This is a genomic window from Frankia sp. CgJB1 (assembly GCF_977947065.1).
Genome location: NZ_CDWTNB010000094.1, coordinates 1 through 14,985 on the forward strand (window position 1 = coordinate 1; position 14,985 = coordinate 14,985).

The 14,985-nt window shown below is 70.1% G+C and carries 12 protein-coding genes, 2 tRNA genes and 1 pseudogene; 8 read left to right on the forward strand and 7 right to left on the reverse strand.

What is annotated here, in order from left to right:
• From AC08OT_RS12175 to AC08OT_RS12190, 4 genes and pseudogenes are all read left to right on the forward strand, one after another.
• Positions 1–313: hypothetical protein (locus AC08OT_RS12175; RefSeq protein WP_476602829.1), on the forward strand; the 313-nt coding region annotated here is incomplete at its 5' end.
• A 105-nt stretch (positions 314–418) separates the two neighbouring features.
• A pseudogene (locus tag AC08OT_RS12180) lies at positions 419–610 on the forward strand (hypothetical protein); the annotation flags it as partial.
• A gap of 10 nt (positions 611–620) precedes the next feature.
• Positions 621–1,388 carry a site-specific integrase gene (locus AC08OT_RS12185; RefSeq protein WP_476594598.1) on the forward strand — a complete coding sequence of 256 codons (768 nt, stop codon included), beginning with the start codon at positions 621–623 and terminating at the stop codon, positions 1,386–1,388.
• A complete protein-coding gene (locus AC08OT_RS12190) occupies positions 1,366–1,602 on the forward strand; it encodes a tyrosine-type recombinase/integrase (RefSeq protein WP_476594597.1) in 237 nt (78 codons plus the stop codon). Before AC08OT_RS12185 ends, AC08OT_RS12190 begins: the two co-directional genes overlap by 23 nt.
• Before the next feature lie 171 nt (positions 1,603–1,773).
• Here AC08OT_RS12190 and AC08OT_RS12195 read toward each other — a convergent pair.
• A tRNA-Lys gene (locus tag AC08OT_RS12195) sits at positions 1,774–1,846 on the reverse strand.
• Positions 1,847–2,553: 707 nt separating this feature from the next.
• On the opposite strand from AC08OT_RS12195, the gene AC08OT_RS12200 reads away from it, so the two are divergent.
• Together AC08OT_RS12200 and AC08OT_RS12205 are read left to right on the forward strand one after the other, a co-directional pair.
• Positions 2,554–6,372, forward strand: a complete 3,819-nt coding sequence (locus AC08OT_RS12200; RefSeq protein ID WP_476602830.1) for an ABC transporter ATP-binding protein — start codon at positions 2,554–2,556, stop codon at positions 6,370–6,372.
• Between the two features lie 163 nt (positions 6,373–6,535).
• A complete protein-coding gene (locus AC08OT_RS12205; RefSeq protein WP_476593678.1) occupies positions 6,536–6,850 on the forward strand; it encodes a hypothetical protein in 315 nt (104 codons plus the stop codon).
• Positions 6,851–6,956: 106 nt separating this feature from the next.
• Here AC08OT_RS12205 and AC08OT_RS12210 read toward each other — a convergent pair whose 3' ends face one another.
• Positions 6,957–7,694 (reverse strand): DUF459 domain-containing protein, encoded by a 738-nt coding sequence (locus AC08OT_RS12210; protein ID WP_476593679.1) that lies wholly within the window; start codon positions 7,692–7,694, stop codon positions 6,957–6,959.
• Positions 7,695–8,034: 340 nt separating this feature from the next.
• Here AC08OT_RS12210 and AC08OT_RS12215 point away from each other — a divergent pair, with 340 nt between their 5' ends.
• Complete coding sequence (locus tag AC08OT_RS12215) at positions 8,035–8,793, forward strand: polysaccharide deacetylase family protein (RefSeq protein ID WP_476593680.1); 759 nt, start codon at positions 8,035–8,037, stop codon at positions 8,791–8,793.
• Positions 8,794–8,828: 35 nt separating this feature from the next.
• Here AC08OT_RS12215 and AC08OT_RS12220 read toward each other — a convergent pair whose 3' ends face one another.
• Complete coding sequence (locus AC08OT_RS12220; RefSeq protein ID WP_476602831.1) at positions 8,829–10,400, reverse strand: aldehyde dehydrogenase family protein; 1,572 nt, start codon at positions 10,398–10,400, stop codon at positions 8,829–8,831.
• 446 nt (positions 10,401–10,846) lie between these two features.
• Here AC08OT_RS12220 and AC08OT_RS12225 point away from each other — a divergent pair, with 446 nt between their 5' ends.
• Entirely contained in the window at positions 10,847–11,563 is a 717-nt protein-coding gene (locus AC08OT_RS12225) for a response regulator (protein ID WP_476593682.1), read from the forward strand.
• A gap of 77 nt (positions 11,564–11,640) precedes the next feature.
• Here the strand turns inward: AC08OT_RS12225 and AC08OT_RS12230 are convergent.
• The 4 genes from AC08OT_RS12230 to AC08OT_RS12245 form a co-directional block, all read right to left on the reverse strand.
• Positions 11,641–11,716: transfer RNA gene (locus AC08OT_RS12230), tRNA-His, on the reverse strand.
• A 208-nt stretch (positions 11,717–11,924) separates the two neighbouring features.
• Complete coding sequence (gene orn / locus AC08OT_RS12235; protein ID WP_476593683.1) at positions 11,925–12,731, reverse strand: oligoribonuclease; 807 nt, start codon at positions 12,729–12,731, stop codon at positions 11,925–11,927.
• 14 nt (positions 12,732–12,745) lie between these two features.
• Positions 12,746–13,222 carry a hypothetical protein gene (locus AC08OT_RS12240; protein WP_476593684.1) on the reverse strand — a complete coding sequence of 159 codons (477 nt, stop codon included), beginning with the start codon at positions 13,220–13,222 and terminating at the stop codon, positions 12,746–12,748.
• 529 nt (positions 13,223–13,751) lie between these two features.
• Positions 13,752–14,985, reverse strand: a 1,234-nt coding sequence (locus AC08OT_RS12245) for a S16 family serine protease (protein ID WP_476595845.1), incomplete at its 5' end; no start/stop codon positions are given.

The following is a 14,985-nucleotide window of genomic DNA, read 5'->3' on the forward strand; positions in this document are numbered from 1 at the left end:
TGAGGCTGGCCGGGTCTGGCCGTGTGTCGACGCCGCGCACGGGTTGAGGACCCACTTTGATTGCTTCGTGCCTGATCCGGACGGTCCGTCGCGTGACGCGCTGGTCTGGCTTGTCCTCTGGCAGGCACGGCAGAACAGCCAGCTGAAGGCGATCGTCGAGAAGCTCGCCGCGGCGAACGCGGACCTGACGGCGGCGAACGGGGTACTGGCCGGCCGGTTGGGCCGGGGGGCGCCTCGACCGCGGACTCCCCGTAGCCTGCACCCAGGCTCCTTCCCGTTGCCGCTTCCATGGCCTAGTCGCCACGGAATGTAACGAGAAGGAATCCTCTTATTGATCAACGCCAGCCCACCACCTGGCGACCGTCACCCTGACGATCTCACCTGAGCCGAACTGCACCCATTTCCGAACGTTTACTCCATCAATGAGGAAACACCACCGCGGATCACGCCGGTCCAGGCGCTTCGGGAGCATCTCGACCGGTGGAAGAACGGCCAGGGACGCGAATACCCACAACCCGACGGTGAGACGACATTCGCCTGCGACATGGGCGACAGCCGCTATGGTTGCCCGTGGTACGACAACGTCGAATGGACCGACGGCAACCCCCTGATGTCGCCTGATGGCCGCGGGGGAGGGGGCCGGGAAGGACCGGCGGAAGCGGCGGCGTTCCCAGGGTGAGGGGGCGCTGTTTCAGCGGGCGAGCGACGGCCTGTGGGTCGGTCGCATCGATCTCGGCTGGGCGGACGGGAAGCGCGTCCGTAAGACCGTCTACGGCAAGACGGAGAAGGAATGCCGCGAGAAGCTCACCAAGGTCAGGAATGCGGCCGAACTCGGCGTCAACGTCACGGCAGAGCGCCGGACGGTCGCGGTGTGGCTGACGGAGTGGCTCGCCATCAAGGAGGACGACGGAACGCGGGCGTCGACGCTGCGGGCCTACCGTTGGCTGATCACCACGCACATCGTGCCGATGATCGGCCGTGTGCAGCTCGACAAGCTGACCCCGTTGGACGTGCGGCGGCTCGTCGCGGCGGCGAAGAAGTCGGGGCTGTCGGCGGGGAGCGTCCGCCACGTGCAAAGCCTGATCCGCAACGCGCTGGCGGAGGCCGAACGGCTGGACCTCGTGGCGCGCAACGTCGCGAAAGCGGTCAAGGCGCCACCGACACCGCATCGCGAGGTCCGTGCCCTGCGCCCGGAAGAGGCGCGCCGGCTCGTCGATGTGCTCCGCGGCGAGCGGCTGGAAGCGGTCTTCGCCTGCGCACTGATGCTCGGGCTACGGCGTGGCGAGATCCTCGGCCTGCGCTGGACGGACGTCGACATCGACGGAGCGACGCTGCACGTCTGGCAGACCCTGCCGTCAGGCCGGGTTGCCGTGGCTGCGGCTGCATGATCTGCGCCACGCCTTCGCGTCGATGCTCTTTGCCGAGGGTGTAGCGGCGCGGACGGTGATGGAGCTGCTCGGGCACTCCACGATCCAGCTCACCATGAACACCTACACCCACGTAATGCCGGAGACCCAGCGCGACGCGGTCGGCCGGCTCGACCGGATCTTCGGCGATCAGGCGGACGACGAAGAGGAGGGCGGGGAGGAGCTCGCGGGCTGACCGTGTACCCGAGCGAATCGGCGGCGCCCCGGGATGGCTGTGTACCTTGCAGCGCCCGGGGCGTCTGCCATCAGGGCATCCACCAGGGTATAGAGAGGCTGGGGTACAGAAGTGGGTACAGAGACCTTCTGGAAGAGACTACCGAGAGTCATGCGACCTGGTAGATACGGGTGCGCCGCCAGGGACTTGAACCCCGAACCCGCGGATTAAGAGTCCGCTGCTCTACCAATTGAGCTAGCGGCGCGTTGCCTCCGCGTCCCCACGGCGACATGCAGAACTCTACCAGGCGCTGGAGACGAGTGGCCGGGGGTGCAGGCACGGCGCTCGGTAGCGGCGGCCACCTTGGAGATCACTGGTGGCGGCGGCTCCGGGTCCCTGCGTGTCCTCCGGGGCTGGTCTTACCCGGGATCTTGCCCGGGTCCCGGGGCTGCCTGTGGTCTCGGCTCGGAGCCGTAACGGGCATCAGCGGGGTTCCAGGAATGTTTCGCTGATAGACATGACGTGGCCGACGCCGCGGGCCTGCCGGACGTACGGTCAGGCCGGGACACCGCGGTGAGGCCGGGACGCGGTGGCTTTGGCGTCTCGTCCCTTCCCTCGCGTCCGATCCGGACCGGCGTCACGCGGGTACCGAATCGGACCTGACGACCTGGAGGCCCACCGCGAGCTCCGAAGCATCGTCCGCTGACACGGCCCGTCCCTCGCACGGACCGCCGGATCGGCCGGACCCCAGCCTGCACCCGGGTCCGGGTCCCGTCGAGCGATCGCAGTTGCCCAGTCCACGCCCACGGCCCCAACCAGCCGAGGGGCCTGCCGCCCCGGCTCCCCGGTGGCTCCCGGTTCACCTACGGCCACCGAGGAGAAAGCCGAGGAGGCCGGGCCGGAGAAAGCCGGGGCCCCGGACCGGAGAAACCGGCGGTCGGCTGGCTGCGCAGGATCCTCCGCGAGATCCTCTTGTACCGCCGCAACGCCGCCCTGGCCTTCGGCGCCGCGCTGCTCGGCACGCTCGTCACGGCCGCCGTCCCGTTGGTCGAGCGGCAGGTCATCGACAACGTCGTCGTCACGCACCGTCACTTTCTTGCACCCTATGTCGCCATTCTGCTCGGGGCCGGGGTCGTCGTCTTCGCCGCCGCGTTCGTCCGACGCTACGTCGGTGGCCGGCTCTCCCTCGATGTCCAGTACGACCTGCGCGACGCCGTCTTCAGCGCCATCGAGCGCCTCGACGGGGCCCGGCAGGACCAGCTCCAGATCGGGCAGGTGGTGAGCCGGGCGATCTCGGACGTCACCGTGGTCCAGGGTCTGCTGTCCTATCTGCCGATGATGAGCGGCAACCTGGTGCTCTTCGTCGTGTCCCTTGTGGTGATGGCCTGGCTGTCCCCGCTGCTCACCGTCATCGCGCTCGCGCTGGGGCCGGCGCTGTTCATCGTCGGCTACGGCGCCCGACGCACGGTCTTCCCGGCGACCTGGGCGGCGCAGCAGCAGGCCGGCGAGGTCGCCGGAGTGGTCGAGGAGGCCGTCGCCGGCGTCCGGGTGGTGAAGGGGTTCGGGCAGGAGGCCCGCGAGCTGGACCGGCTGGCGGTGGACGCCCGGTGGCTGTTCGCGCTTCGGATGCGTGCGGTGCGCATCACCAGCAGGTTCGGTGCGGCGATGCAGGCCGTTCCCGCGCTCGGCCAGGTCGCGGTGCTGGCGCTCGGCGGCTGGCTGGCGCTGACGGACCGGATCACCCTCGGCACCTTCCTCGCGTTCAGCACCTATCTGGGCGCCCTGATCGGGCCGACGCGGACCCTCGCCGGTCTGCTCACCGTGGGCCAGCAGGCCAAGGCCAGCACGATACGCATCTTCGAGATCATCGATTCGCAGCCGGCGATCACGGACCGGCCGGGCGCCGTGCGCCTTGGCCGGGTCCGCGGGCTGGTCGACCTGGACGGTGTCACGTTCGGCTACGTTCCGTCCCGCCCCGCGCTGCGGGACGTGAGCCTGCGGATCGAGCCGGGGGAGACGGTCGCCCTCGTCGGCACGTCCGGCTCGGGCAAGTCGACGGTCGCGATGCTGCTGTCGCGGTTCTACGATCCCCAGGCCGGGACGGTCCGGCTTGACGGTGTGGACATCCGCACGGTGACACTATCGTCGCTGCGGGCGCAGATCGGGGTCGTCTTCGAGGACAGTTTCCTGTTCTCCGACACGGTGCGCGCGAACATCGCCTACGGCCGGCCGGGTGCCACGGATGACCAGATCGTCGCGGCCGCGCAGGCGGCGCAGGCGGACGTCTTCATCCGCGGCCTGCCCGACGGCTATGACCCCGTCGTGGGGGAACAGGGCCTGACCCTCTCCGGCGGCCAGCGCCAGCGCGTCGCGCTCGCCCGCGCGCTACTCACCGATCCCCGCGTCCTGCTCCTCGACGACGCGACCTCGGCCGTGGACGCCCGGATCGAGGCCGAGATCCACGACACGCTCCGGACGATCATGCGTGGCCGCACCACCCTGCTCATCGCGCACCGGCGCTCCACCCTGCGCCTCGCCGACCGGATCGCCGTGCTCGACGCCGGCCGGATCGTCGACGTCGGGACCGAGGCCGAACTGACGGCCCGATGTCCTCTGTTCCGCCATCTGCTCGCCGGCCCCGGTGAGGGCCTTCCCGACCAGCTCCCGTCCCCGTCCCCCGACCCCGACCTTTCTTGCCTATCCAGAGGGATAAATCGGACACAAAAGGCTCTGGATAGGCAAGGAAGTGGGCAAGGAAGTAGGCAAGGAAAAGGAAGTGGTCTCCGGGGCGGTGCTACCCGGGGCGGTCTCGGCCGGGGGCTCGGCGGCGGGGGCCCCTTCGGTGACATGCCGGCGACCCCCGATCTGCTCGCCCGGGTCGACGCCCTGCCCCCGGCGCTCGACGAGCCGCGGGTCGACCAGGCTGCGGCGGCCGCCCCCGACCCGGCATTCTCGCTGCACCGGCTGCTGGCCGTGGTCCGCTGGCCGCTCGTCCTGGGCCTGCTGCTGGTGGCGGCCGACGCCGTCGCGGGTCTCGCCCTGCCGGCGTTGGTGCGGCATGCCGTCGACGCCGGTGTGAGTGTCGGGGCACGTGACGTCCTGTTCGCCACCGCCGGTGTCGCGCTGGCGGTGGTACTGGTCAACTGGGCGGTGCAGGTGTGGCAGACCCGTGTCACGGGCCGGATGGGGGAGCGGCTGCTTTACATCCTGCGGGTGAAGACCTTTGCGCAGCTGCAGCGCCTCGGGCTCGACTACTACGAGCGCGAGCTCGCCGGCCGGATCATGACCCGGATGACGACCGACGTCGACGCCCTGTCGACCTTCCTGCAGACCGGCCTGACCACCGCCATCGTCAGCCTGCTGTCCTTCTTCGGCGTCCTGGTGGCGCTGATCGTGCTGGACGCCGAGCTCGCCCTGGTCGTCGTCGCCGTACTGCCGATCCTGGTCGTGGCGACGGTGGTGTTCCGGCGTCGCTCCTCCGCCGCCTACACCGAGTCCCGGGAACGAGTCAGCGCCGTCAACGCATCGCTGCAGGAGAACCTGACCGGCCTGCGCATCGCCCAGGCGTTCGGCCGGGAAGCGGTCAACCAGGCGAGGTTCCGCGAGCTCGCGGACAGCTACCGCCGCTCGCGGCTGCGGGCACAACGGATGATCGCTCCCTACTTCCCGTTCGTCGAGTTCCTCTCCCGGGTCGCGGGTGCTCTCGTGCTGGGAATCGGCGCCCACCTTGCCGTCGGCGGATTCCTGTCGCCGGGAGCACTACTCGCGTTCCTGCTCTATGTGGACCTCTTCTTCGCGCCGGTGCAGCAACTGTCCCAGGTGTTCGACGGTTATCAGCAGGCCCGGGTCGGTCTGCGCCGGCTTTCCGAGCTGCTGCGGACTCCGACCTCGACGCCGCCGGCCGAGCACCCGCGACCGGTCGGGCGGCTGGCCGGCGAGGTGGTCCTGGCCGGCGTCCGGTTCGCCTACACGGGAAGCACCGCCGCGCGGACGGAGAACTCCGGGCCGGCGGGAAACTCCGGGCCGGCGGGAAACGCCGTGAACGGGGTGAGCCTGCGCATCGCCCCGGGGGAGACAGTCGCCCTGGTCGGGGAGACCGGCGCGGGCAAGTCCACGGTGGTGAAGCTGATCGCCCGGTTCTACGACGTGACCGAGGGTGCGGTGCGGGTGGACGGCGTCGACGTGCGCGACTTCGACCTGCCCGCCTACCGGCGACGGCTCGGTGTCGTTCCGCAGGAGCCGTTCCTGTTCTCCGGGACGGTCCGGGACACCATCGCCTACGCTCGGCCGGATGCCTCCGACGCCGAGGTCGTGGCGGCGGCGCGGGCGGTCGGCGCCCACGCGTTCATCACCCGCCTGGCCGACGGCTACGATCATCTGGTCGGCGAACGCGGCCGGGGACTGTCCGCCGGCCAGCGTCAGCTCCTGGCGCTCGCCCGCGCGGAGCTCGCCGACCCGGACATCCTGCTGTTCGACGAGGCGACCGCGGCGCTCGACCTCGCGACGGAGGCGGCGGTCACGGCCGCCTCGGAGGCGGTGGCCACCCGGCGGACCACGATCGTCATCGCCCATCGGCTCACCACGGCGGCCCGGGCCGACCGGGTGGTCGTGATGGCGGACGGCCGGGTGGTCGAGCAGGGGCCGCACGCCGAGCTGGTGCACGCCGGAGGCCTGTACTCCCGCCTGTGGGCCGCCTTCACCGCGGAGTCCGTCACGCCCGCGGAGTCCGTCACGCCCGCGGATCTCAGCCCGACCGCGGACAGCGGTGCGGATCGGCGAGCGGCTGGCTGACCGTCAAGCGGCTGGCTGACCGGCGAGGGCGGCCTCATTCCGTAATGTCATGGTTCGCCCTCAAGCCTGAGGGGATGCCCTCACGGGGCGACGAGCAAGCCCGCCCGTCGCCCCGATCGGCCGAGCGGTCACCCGGGGCCGGCGGCGATCAGAGGAGGGGATCATGAAGGCGAACGGTCTGTTGATGGAGATCGCCTGGTCACGGCTGCCCAGCGGAATCGCCACACCCGGTGAACTCGCCGACCAGCTGGACGCCGACCTGCGGGACCGCGCCAGGGTCGCCGCGTTCGACGAGCACGGTCTGTGGGTCCGGGTCCACCGGCCGCACCAGGTCGAGGCGCTCGCCGCCGAACTCGCTTACAAGCTCTCCCAGGTCGGCGCGTCCGATCAGACGTTCCTCTCCTGGCACGACGAGCTGGGTAATCATCGTCGTTCGCTGAGCGGCCGTCGGATCGGGATGCACCGCAAGGTCGCCTGAACATGCCGGCGGATTCTCGACGAGGTCCCACGAAGTCCCGGAAGCCCCGGGAAGACCGGAAGATGGTGGATCCCGCCCGGTCGGCCCTTGGTCGGTCGGCTGGCGGTCAGCCCTCGGCCGGCTGGAGGGTCTCCCGAGCGATCGCGGTGCCGAAGCGGACGGCGCCAGGGGACGGGACCGGGCAGGCCGCCATCGGCTTCTGGAGCAACGGGCAGAAGTGGACCCCGTCGGGGCTGCGGACTGTGACGATCCCCCCGGGCTCGCAGGTCTCGCCCGCGGCACAGGGCATCGTCGAGGTGAACCGGCCGTTCATGGTCAGCACCCGGCCCGCGGGGACCACCCGGGTACGTTCGTGCTCTGCGGCGATCTGGCGCCACAGGCGGTCCAACAGGGTCATCCCGGCCTCGTCGACCGTCTGGTCACGCCGTGGCGGCGCATCCACGAGGACGACGCCGATGCCCTGATTCGTCAGCATCTTGACGGCCTTCGTCACGTCCTCCCGGTAGGCCGTCACCAGGTCACGACCCTGCATGCAGGGCGTCACCTGGTTGCCGGAGAACACCAGAACCGCGGTGGTCGGCCGCCAACGCCGCGCCTGGTCGCGGATGTCCATGAGCCAGTCGCAGGGTGCCGTGCCACCCCAGGTGCGCACCAGCACGGCGGTCCCGCCGTCCGCGCGGGCCGCCTCGTCGAAGGCGCTACCCGCCTCCCAGGCGAGCGAGTCGCCCCACAACGCCACCCGTGGCCTGTCGTCGGAGGTCCTGTTCACCACCAGGGTGCCCCCGACCAGGACGATCGCGACGACGAACAGCCAGCCGACCGGTCCCAGCCGTCCGATCCGCACGGTCCGCCCCTTCCTGCCCCGCCGCACCGGGCCGGTATCACCGGATCCCCGATCACGTCCGACTCTGCCCGGCTACCCACCACCTCATCGTGCTTCCCGCCCGGCGCTGTTCTGGTGACGGGTGTGCCGTCCCCACGAACGGACATTACCGAACGTACCTCCCATAACTGTTCTATCCAGAGACCCGAGTAGCTCCCGCTACCGCGGGCGGTCGTGGCCGAGACGGAGGGTGGGGGGTGGGTAGGACATGGCAGTACCCATGGCGGCGGGCTGCCCTGTGGCGGCGGGCATGGGGGTGCTGGTCGGAAGGCGAGACCGGATCTGTGGCAGAGTTTTCGCCATGACGCGGTCCGTTGCGACGCGCAGGCCCACCATGGCCCGCCGTACTGCCGCCGCGGCGTTGACCCTGGGCGGCGTGGCCGGGTTCACCTACGGCATTCCGTCGCTCACCACATTGCGTCGACTACGGCTGCGGTGGACGCCGGCGCTCGCAGGGCTCGGCGCGCCTAATCACGTCGCGCTCACCTTCGACGATGGTCCGGATCCCGTGTCCACGCCGCAGTTCCTCGACGTGCTCGCCGAACTCGACGTGCGGGCGACGTTCTTCGTCCTCGGTGGTCTGCTGGAACGTGCACCGACGTTGGCGAGGGAGATGGCTGCCGCCGGGCACGAGCTGGCCGTGCACGGCTGGGATCATCGCCCGATGCTGTTGCGCGGTCCCCGCTCCACGCACGACCATCTCGCCCGCACCCGGGACCTGGTCGTCGAGATCACCGGTCGCGCGCCGCGGTTCGTCCGGCCGCCGCACGGCATCCTCTCGGCCGGGCTGCTCGTCGCGGCCCGCCGCCTCGACCTCAGCCCCGTCCTGTGGTCGGCGTGGGGACGCGACTGGACGGCCGAGGCGACGCCGGGCAGCGTGCTGGACACCCTCGCCCCCGACCTGCGCGGGGGCGCCACGGTGCTGCTGCACGACTGTGACTGCACATCGGCCCCCGAGGCCTGGCGCAGCGCGCTCGGGGCTCTGCCCGGGATCGCCGCGTGCTGCGACGACGCCGGCCTGCGCCTCGGACCACTCGCCGAGCACGGCCTGCCGGCCTAGCCGAATCCTCCTTCTGGCAGGAGCGGCCGGGCAGGTCAGACGGCCGGGTAGAGGGAGTAGCTCGGGAAGTTGCCGACGAGCCGCTCGTCGGCGTCCGCGCCCACGGTGACGGCTCTGGCCAGATGGACACCGCCGACGAAGGCCCCCTTCCAGGAGGCGCCGCGGCCACCGAACGGCTCGTCCCGGTCGCCGCGGGAGCGCGGCTTGTTGACTCCGACCTTGAACGCCTGCAGTTCCCCGGCGAGCCGGCGGGCATGGGACTCGTCGTCGCAGGCCAGTGAGGCGACCAGCGCGCCGTTGGAGGCGTTCATCGCCGCCAGCAGTTCGGCCTCCGAGTCGACGACGACGATGGTGTCGACCGGGCCGAACGGCTCCGCGTGGTGCAGCGCAGACGACGCCGGCGGGCTCAGGACCGCCACCGGCGGCACGTAGGCGGAGGTGTCCTGCCCGGGGATGAACCGGCCGTCCGCGAGGTCTCCGCGGTAGATCGGCACGCCGCCCTTCGTGATCGCCTCGTCGATCTTCGCGGCCAGCTCGGTCGCCTTGTCCGCGGTGATGACCGGGCCGTAGTCCAGCTCGGGCAGCGGGTCGGTGTCGTCGGCGACAGCGAGGGGGTGGCCGAACCGGACGCCGGAGACCACCGGCAGGTACATCTGGAGGAACCTGTCGAACAGTTGGCGCTGGACGACGTAGCGGGGGTAGGCGGTGCAGCGCTGCTTGCCGTACTCGAAGCCCTTCTTCAGATGGGCGGCGAGCACGTCCCACTGGGAGAAGTCCCAGATGCCCCAGGCGTTGAGGCCCTCCTGCTCGAGGAAGTGGCGCTTACCGGTGTCGACCAGGGCGGCGGCGACCTGGCCACCCGCCGACCGGCCGCCCACGAAGGCCAGGCAGCCGATCTCGGGGGCGCGGACCAGCGCCGAGCTCAGCCGGGAACCCGATCCGGAGACCAGCGAGACCGGCAGACCCTCCCGGCGGGCCAGCGCGCTCGCCAGCGTCAGGCAGGCGGCGCCGCCGTCGGTCGGGGTCTTGGCGATGGTGCCGTTGCCGGCGAGGATCTGGACGAGCACGGCATGCATGAGCACGCTCATCGGGTAGTTCCAGCTGGCGATGTTGCTCACCGGACCGGGTAGCGGGGTGCGCCCGGCGATCATGCCGTCGATCTCGTCGATGTACCAGCGCACCCCGTCGAGGGCACGGTCGACGTCGGTGCGCGCCAGCCGCCAGGGCTTGCCGATCTCCCAGACGAGCAGGAGAGCCAGCAGGTCGCGGTGGGCGTCGATGGCGTCGACGGCGGCGCGTACCCGGGCCTTGCGCTCGGGCAGCGCCACGTCGCGCCAGTGCTTGTGGTCGTCGAGAGCGGCCCGGATCGCCTCCCGGGCCTCGTCCAGCTCGATCATCGTGGGCCCGGCGATCGGTGTGCCGTCGACGGGGGACAGGCTGTGCAGTGGGTTTCCAGTTCGATGCCAGTGCCCGCCCCAGAGATTACGGAGGCGGTCCTCGTCGAACGCCTCGGGGGCAATCTGGCGGCAGGTGGCGAACGCCTCGGACCAGGTGGTACCCGGCTTAATGTGGAGTCGTGGCTGGGAGCTGTTGGATGCTGCGGCCATACCGGTGATATTGACGGTCATCCGCCGATCACGCCAGGCAAAGCGGCCCATTATTTCGAGGGTTCTTAGATGACTGTATCGGTGTAATAATACTCGGTAATTTCCTGCATAAACCGCCATGTGGCCACTCAATCGCCCTTGCTCGATATCTAATGATCTTGCTGGTGCTGCTGGCTCGCGTTGGTCGCCGGGGTCGTTGCCAGGAGGAAACCCGGCGCGACTCGCCGCGCGAACATGGTCATATGCGGGTGGGTGGCAGCGTCCACCGCGTACTATTTCCGGCATGTCGGATGCGTTTATCGGGCGAGATGGCGGCACCACTTCGGCGCCGTCACGACCTCGGGTGTGTACTTCATCACGTAGAGTGGGATGGTGTCCGAACCATCTTTCGTTCGCGTCCGGGTTGCCGCCGCTCGGACGATTCGATCCTGATTCCCGGATGTGTGATGACGGCCAGTGTCGTGCCGCCGTCGGCCGCTGAAGCCGACTCCGTCGAGGGCTCCGCGCCGATCCGGGTCCTCGTAGTAGATGATCATGAGTTGTTCCTCCAGGGCCTGCAGACGGTCCTGGAGATTGAGGAGGACATCAGCGTCGTCGGCCGGGCCGGTGACGGTCAAGAGGCTCTGACCTTGGCCTCCGAGACGTCGCCGGACATCGTCCTGATGGATGTCCGGATGCCGGGCCGGGACGGGATCGCCGCGGCGGGTGCCATCAAACGTGCTGTTCCGCGCACTCGTATCGTGATGCTCACGGTCTCGGACGAGGAGTCCGACCTGTTCGAGGCGATCAAGGCGGGTGCGGTCGGGTACCTGCTGAAGTCGATTCCGCCGCACGAGGTGGCCGACGCGGTGCGGGCCGTCCACAATGGGCAGAGTCTGATCAGTCCTTCGATGGCATCGAAGTTGATGGTCGAGTTCGCCACGATGGCCCGTGGTACCGAGGACCGTCCTCGGGTGCACGCCCCGCACCTGACCGCGCGAGAACTCGAGGTGCTGAAGCTGGTCGCTGAGGGGCGCGCGAACCGCGAGATTGCCCGCAAGCTGTTCATCAGTGAGAACACGGTCAAGAACCACGTTCGTAACATTCTGGACAAACTGCAGCTCCACTCGCGGATGGAAGCCGTGATGTACGCGGTCCGCCAGGGGTTGTTCGACATCGAGTGAGCCCGGCGGGGCCGCACGGCTGCCGCGGTGGGCCTCCGTCCGCTACCCTGCGGGGCCTGGTCGGCGGGATATCGCTCTGGGGTGGGTGACGGGACTTGAACCCGCGGCCACCGGGACCACAACCCGGTGCTCTACCAGCTGAGCTACACCCACCAGAACCTGGCTGCCATGCCGAAGGAGGACACCCGGCCGGACCGGAGATCCTCCGACCGGTGCGAATCCGGGATGTTCCGAATCCGGGATGTTCCACCCACGCCGCCTGACCAAGCGAAGCTATCGTACCGGTCCGCGCCACCGGATGGGCAAGGGGTTACCCCGGTCATGCTGGCTGCGCTCACCGCACTGGCCGCGCTCGCCGAGATCACTGCCCGTTCAGGCGGGCGGTGGAAGATCCCCCGCTAAGCCGCGCGGGTGAACCGGCCGGGTCGTCTGGTTGCGGGTGCTCGGAGCCTCCGGCGGTCAGGGCGGCCAGCGACGCATCGGCCTGGTCGCGGATCTCGGCGGCGATCGCGCGGGCCTGCTCGGTGCCCGGCCCCGGCTGGGGGACGAACACGGCCCGTCGGTAGTAGCGCAGCTCCTCGATGCTCTCCTGGATGTCCGCTAGGGCCCGGTGGCCGCCGCGTTTGACCGGAGCCGCGTAGTAGGCCCGCACGTACCAGCGGCGGGCGAGCTCCTTGATCGACGAGACGTCGATCATGCGGTAGTGCAAGTGAGCGTCCAGTGACGGCAGGTAGCGTGCGAGGAAGGTGCGGTCCGTGGCGATCGAGTTGCCGCACAACGGGGCCTTGCGCATCTCGGGAATCCGGGTGCGGACGTAGTCGAGGAGCTGGCGCTCCGCGTCGGCGAGGGACAAGGTGGAGGCTTGGACGGCGGCGGTCAGGCCCGAGGCCTCGTGCATCTCGCGGACGACCGGCTCCATGGTCTGCAGCGCCTCCTCCGGCGCCGAGATGACCAGGTCGATGCCCTCGTCGAGGATGTTGAGCTCACTGTCCGTGATCAAGCAGGCCACTTCCAGGAGTAGATCCGACGCGGCGTCCAGGCCGGTCATCTCGCAGTCGATCCACACCAGTCGATCCATCCCGCTGACACTATGGTCTGCGGTCGCCGTCGTCACGTGCACCCTCGGGTTCTCATCGGGATAGCTGAGTGCCTGCTCCGCCGAGATCATCTTACGGTCCCTGTTCAGTTACTGACGGTAAAGCTGATGGAGATCTGAGTGTTCCCGGCTCCGACCAGGATCGCGGTCAGGGTGTACAGCCCGTCCGGGACCTCGGAAGTCTGCCATCCGCCGGGATGCGGCGTGAACAGGTACGGCGGGCCGGGGAGATCCCGCCGGTACGGCCCGATCGGTCCATTCAGCACGTACGTCAGGGTGCCGGCGTAGCCCGTCGTCTCCACCCGGATGGTGCGGAATCCCGAGATGGTCTCGCTCTGGTGGATGCCGGCGAAGGTGAACGGCGCGACGGACATCGTCGACGACGGCGTGGGCACCGCGTCCGGGCCGGGCCGGGATGGACGACCGTCGGGTGCGGGGGATGCCGCCGGGGCCGGACCGGACCGGGGTTCCTGGCTGTGATAACTGAACACCAGGATCGGCATCAGGACCAGGGCAGCGAAGAACAGCGCAAGACCGACCCAACCCCGCCTGAGGGCATCCACACTGCCTGCGTCCCTCCGCCATGCCGCCCATGGGTTCGGGTCACTTTAAACTTTAATAGGCGGGGATGTGACCGACTCCCGCGGCCTGGGACCGACCGGGATCGAAGCGCGCAGTCGGGCAGGGGGAGGGGGAAGTGGGCCGACAGCGGGTCGACGGGCACGCCTGCCGCCGCGGCGTCGGACCGGCACGGGTGGTCCGGACCGGCACGGGAGAAGCAGCCGCTTGTCGATGCGGCTGCCGAGGGCAAGACGGCCTAGCGGGTGCGCCTGCGCCGGCCGGGTGGCCGGTTCGGCGGATGGGCGGGCCCGCGATTGTCCCGCGGTCGCTGGCGCACCCCTTGTCGACTGAGCCCCAGGATGCGCTGCTGTGCGATGCGCTCCTGCCGAAGACAGCGACCACGATCCACGCCCCGACCGTAGCCGCCATCTGCGTCTTCCGCGCCCCTCGTCACATGGTGTTTACCTCGTCCCCGGCGTGTCGCTGGCTCTCGCTCACCCTCTTCCCGGCACCTGGTCGGCCTTCAGATCCTCAGGCGGCCAGCGGTGTGGAGGAGCGCCCGCCGTGGCCCGGCCGGTCGGCGCGCCCGGTGGCGAAGGCAGGCTCCAGGGCCAGGTCCAGCACCTCCCGGACGTCGGTCACCAGGTGGACGGTGAGCGCGTCGCGCACCGGCGCCGGGACGTCGTCCAGGTCCGGGCCGTTGCGCGCCGGCAGCAGCACCGTGGTGATGCCGGCGCGGTGCGCGGCGAGCAGCTTCTGCTTCACCCCGCCGATCGGTAGCACGCGCCCGGTCAGCGATACCTCGCCGGTCATCGCCACCTCCGCCCGGACCGGCCGGCCGGACAGCAGCGACGCCAGGGCCGTCGTCATCGTTACCCCGGCGCTCGGCCCGTCCTTTGGCACCGCACCCGCGGGGACGTGCACGTGGACACCGCGGTCGGCCAGATCCCCGACGGGAAGTTCCAGTTCCACCCCGTGCGAGCGCAGGTAGGACAGTGCGATCTGTGCCGACTCCTTCATCACGTCGCCGAGCTGCCCGGTCAGGATGATCCCGGCCCCGCCGGTCTCCGGGTCGGCCAGCGACGCCTCGACGAACAGGACGTCACCGCCGGCGCCGGTCACCGCCAGGCCCGTCGCCACGCCCGGGAGGGCGGTGCGCTCCGCCGACTCCGGGGTGTGCCGCGGCCGGCCGATGTAGCCGGGCAGGTCTCCAGCATCGATCGTCACCGGCAGGGTGGCCTCGCCGAGCGCCACCCGGGCGACGACCTTGCGCAGCAGCCGGGCGAGCGAGCGTTCCAGGTCACGCACGCCGGCCTCACGGGTGTACTCTCCGGCGAGCGCGTGCAGGACGTGGTTGCCGACCGTCACGTCGTCGACGGCGAGCCCGGCGCGGTCGAGCTGACGGCGCAGCAGATGCTCGCGGGCGATGACGACCTTCTCGTCCTCGGTGTAGCCGTCGAGCCGGATGAGCTCCATCCGGTCGAGCAGCGGCGCCGGGATCGCCTCCAGCACGTTCGCCGTGGCCAGGAACAGCACGTCGGACAGGTCGAGATCCACCTCCAGGTAATGGTCCCGGAAGGTGTGGTTCTGCTCGGGGTCGAGGACCTCCAGCAGCGCCGCCGTTGGGTCCCCCCGGTAGTCGGCGCCCAGCTTGTCGACCTCGTCGAGCAGCACCACCGGGTTCATCGAGCCCGCTTCGCGGATCGCCCGGACGATGCGGCCGGGCAGCGCGCCGACGTAGGTCCGCCGGTGACCGCGGATCTCC

Coding starts and splice junctions, on each gene's coding strand:
- AC08OT_RS12185 (WP_476594598.1), top strand. CDS start 621: ATGGCCGCGGGGGAGGGGGCCGGGAAGGACCGGCGGAAGCGGCGGCGT.
- AC08OT_RS12205 (WP_476593678.1), top strand. CDS start 6,536: ATGAAGGCGAACGGTCTGTTGATGGAGATCGCCTGGTCACGGCTGCCC.
- AC08OT_RS12220 (WP_476602831.1), bottom strand. CDS start 10,400: ATGGCCGCAGCATCCAACAGCTCCCAGCCACGACTCCACATTAAGCCG.
- AC08OT_RS12215 (WP_476593680.1), top strand. CDS start 8,035: ATGACGCGGTCCGTTGCGACGCGCAGGCCCACCATGGCCCGCCGTACT.
- orn (WP_476593683.1), bottom strand. CDS start 12,731: ATGATCTCGGCGGAGCAGGCACTCAGCTATCCCGATGAGAACCCGAGG.
- AC08OT_RS12225 (WP_476593682.1), top strand. CDS start 10,847: ATGACGGCCAGTGTCGTGCCGCCGTCGGCCGCTGAAGCCGACTCCGTC.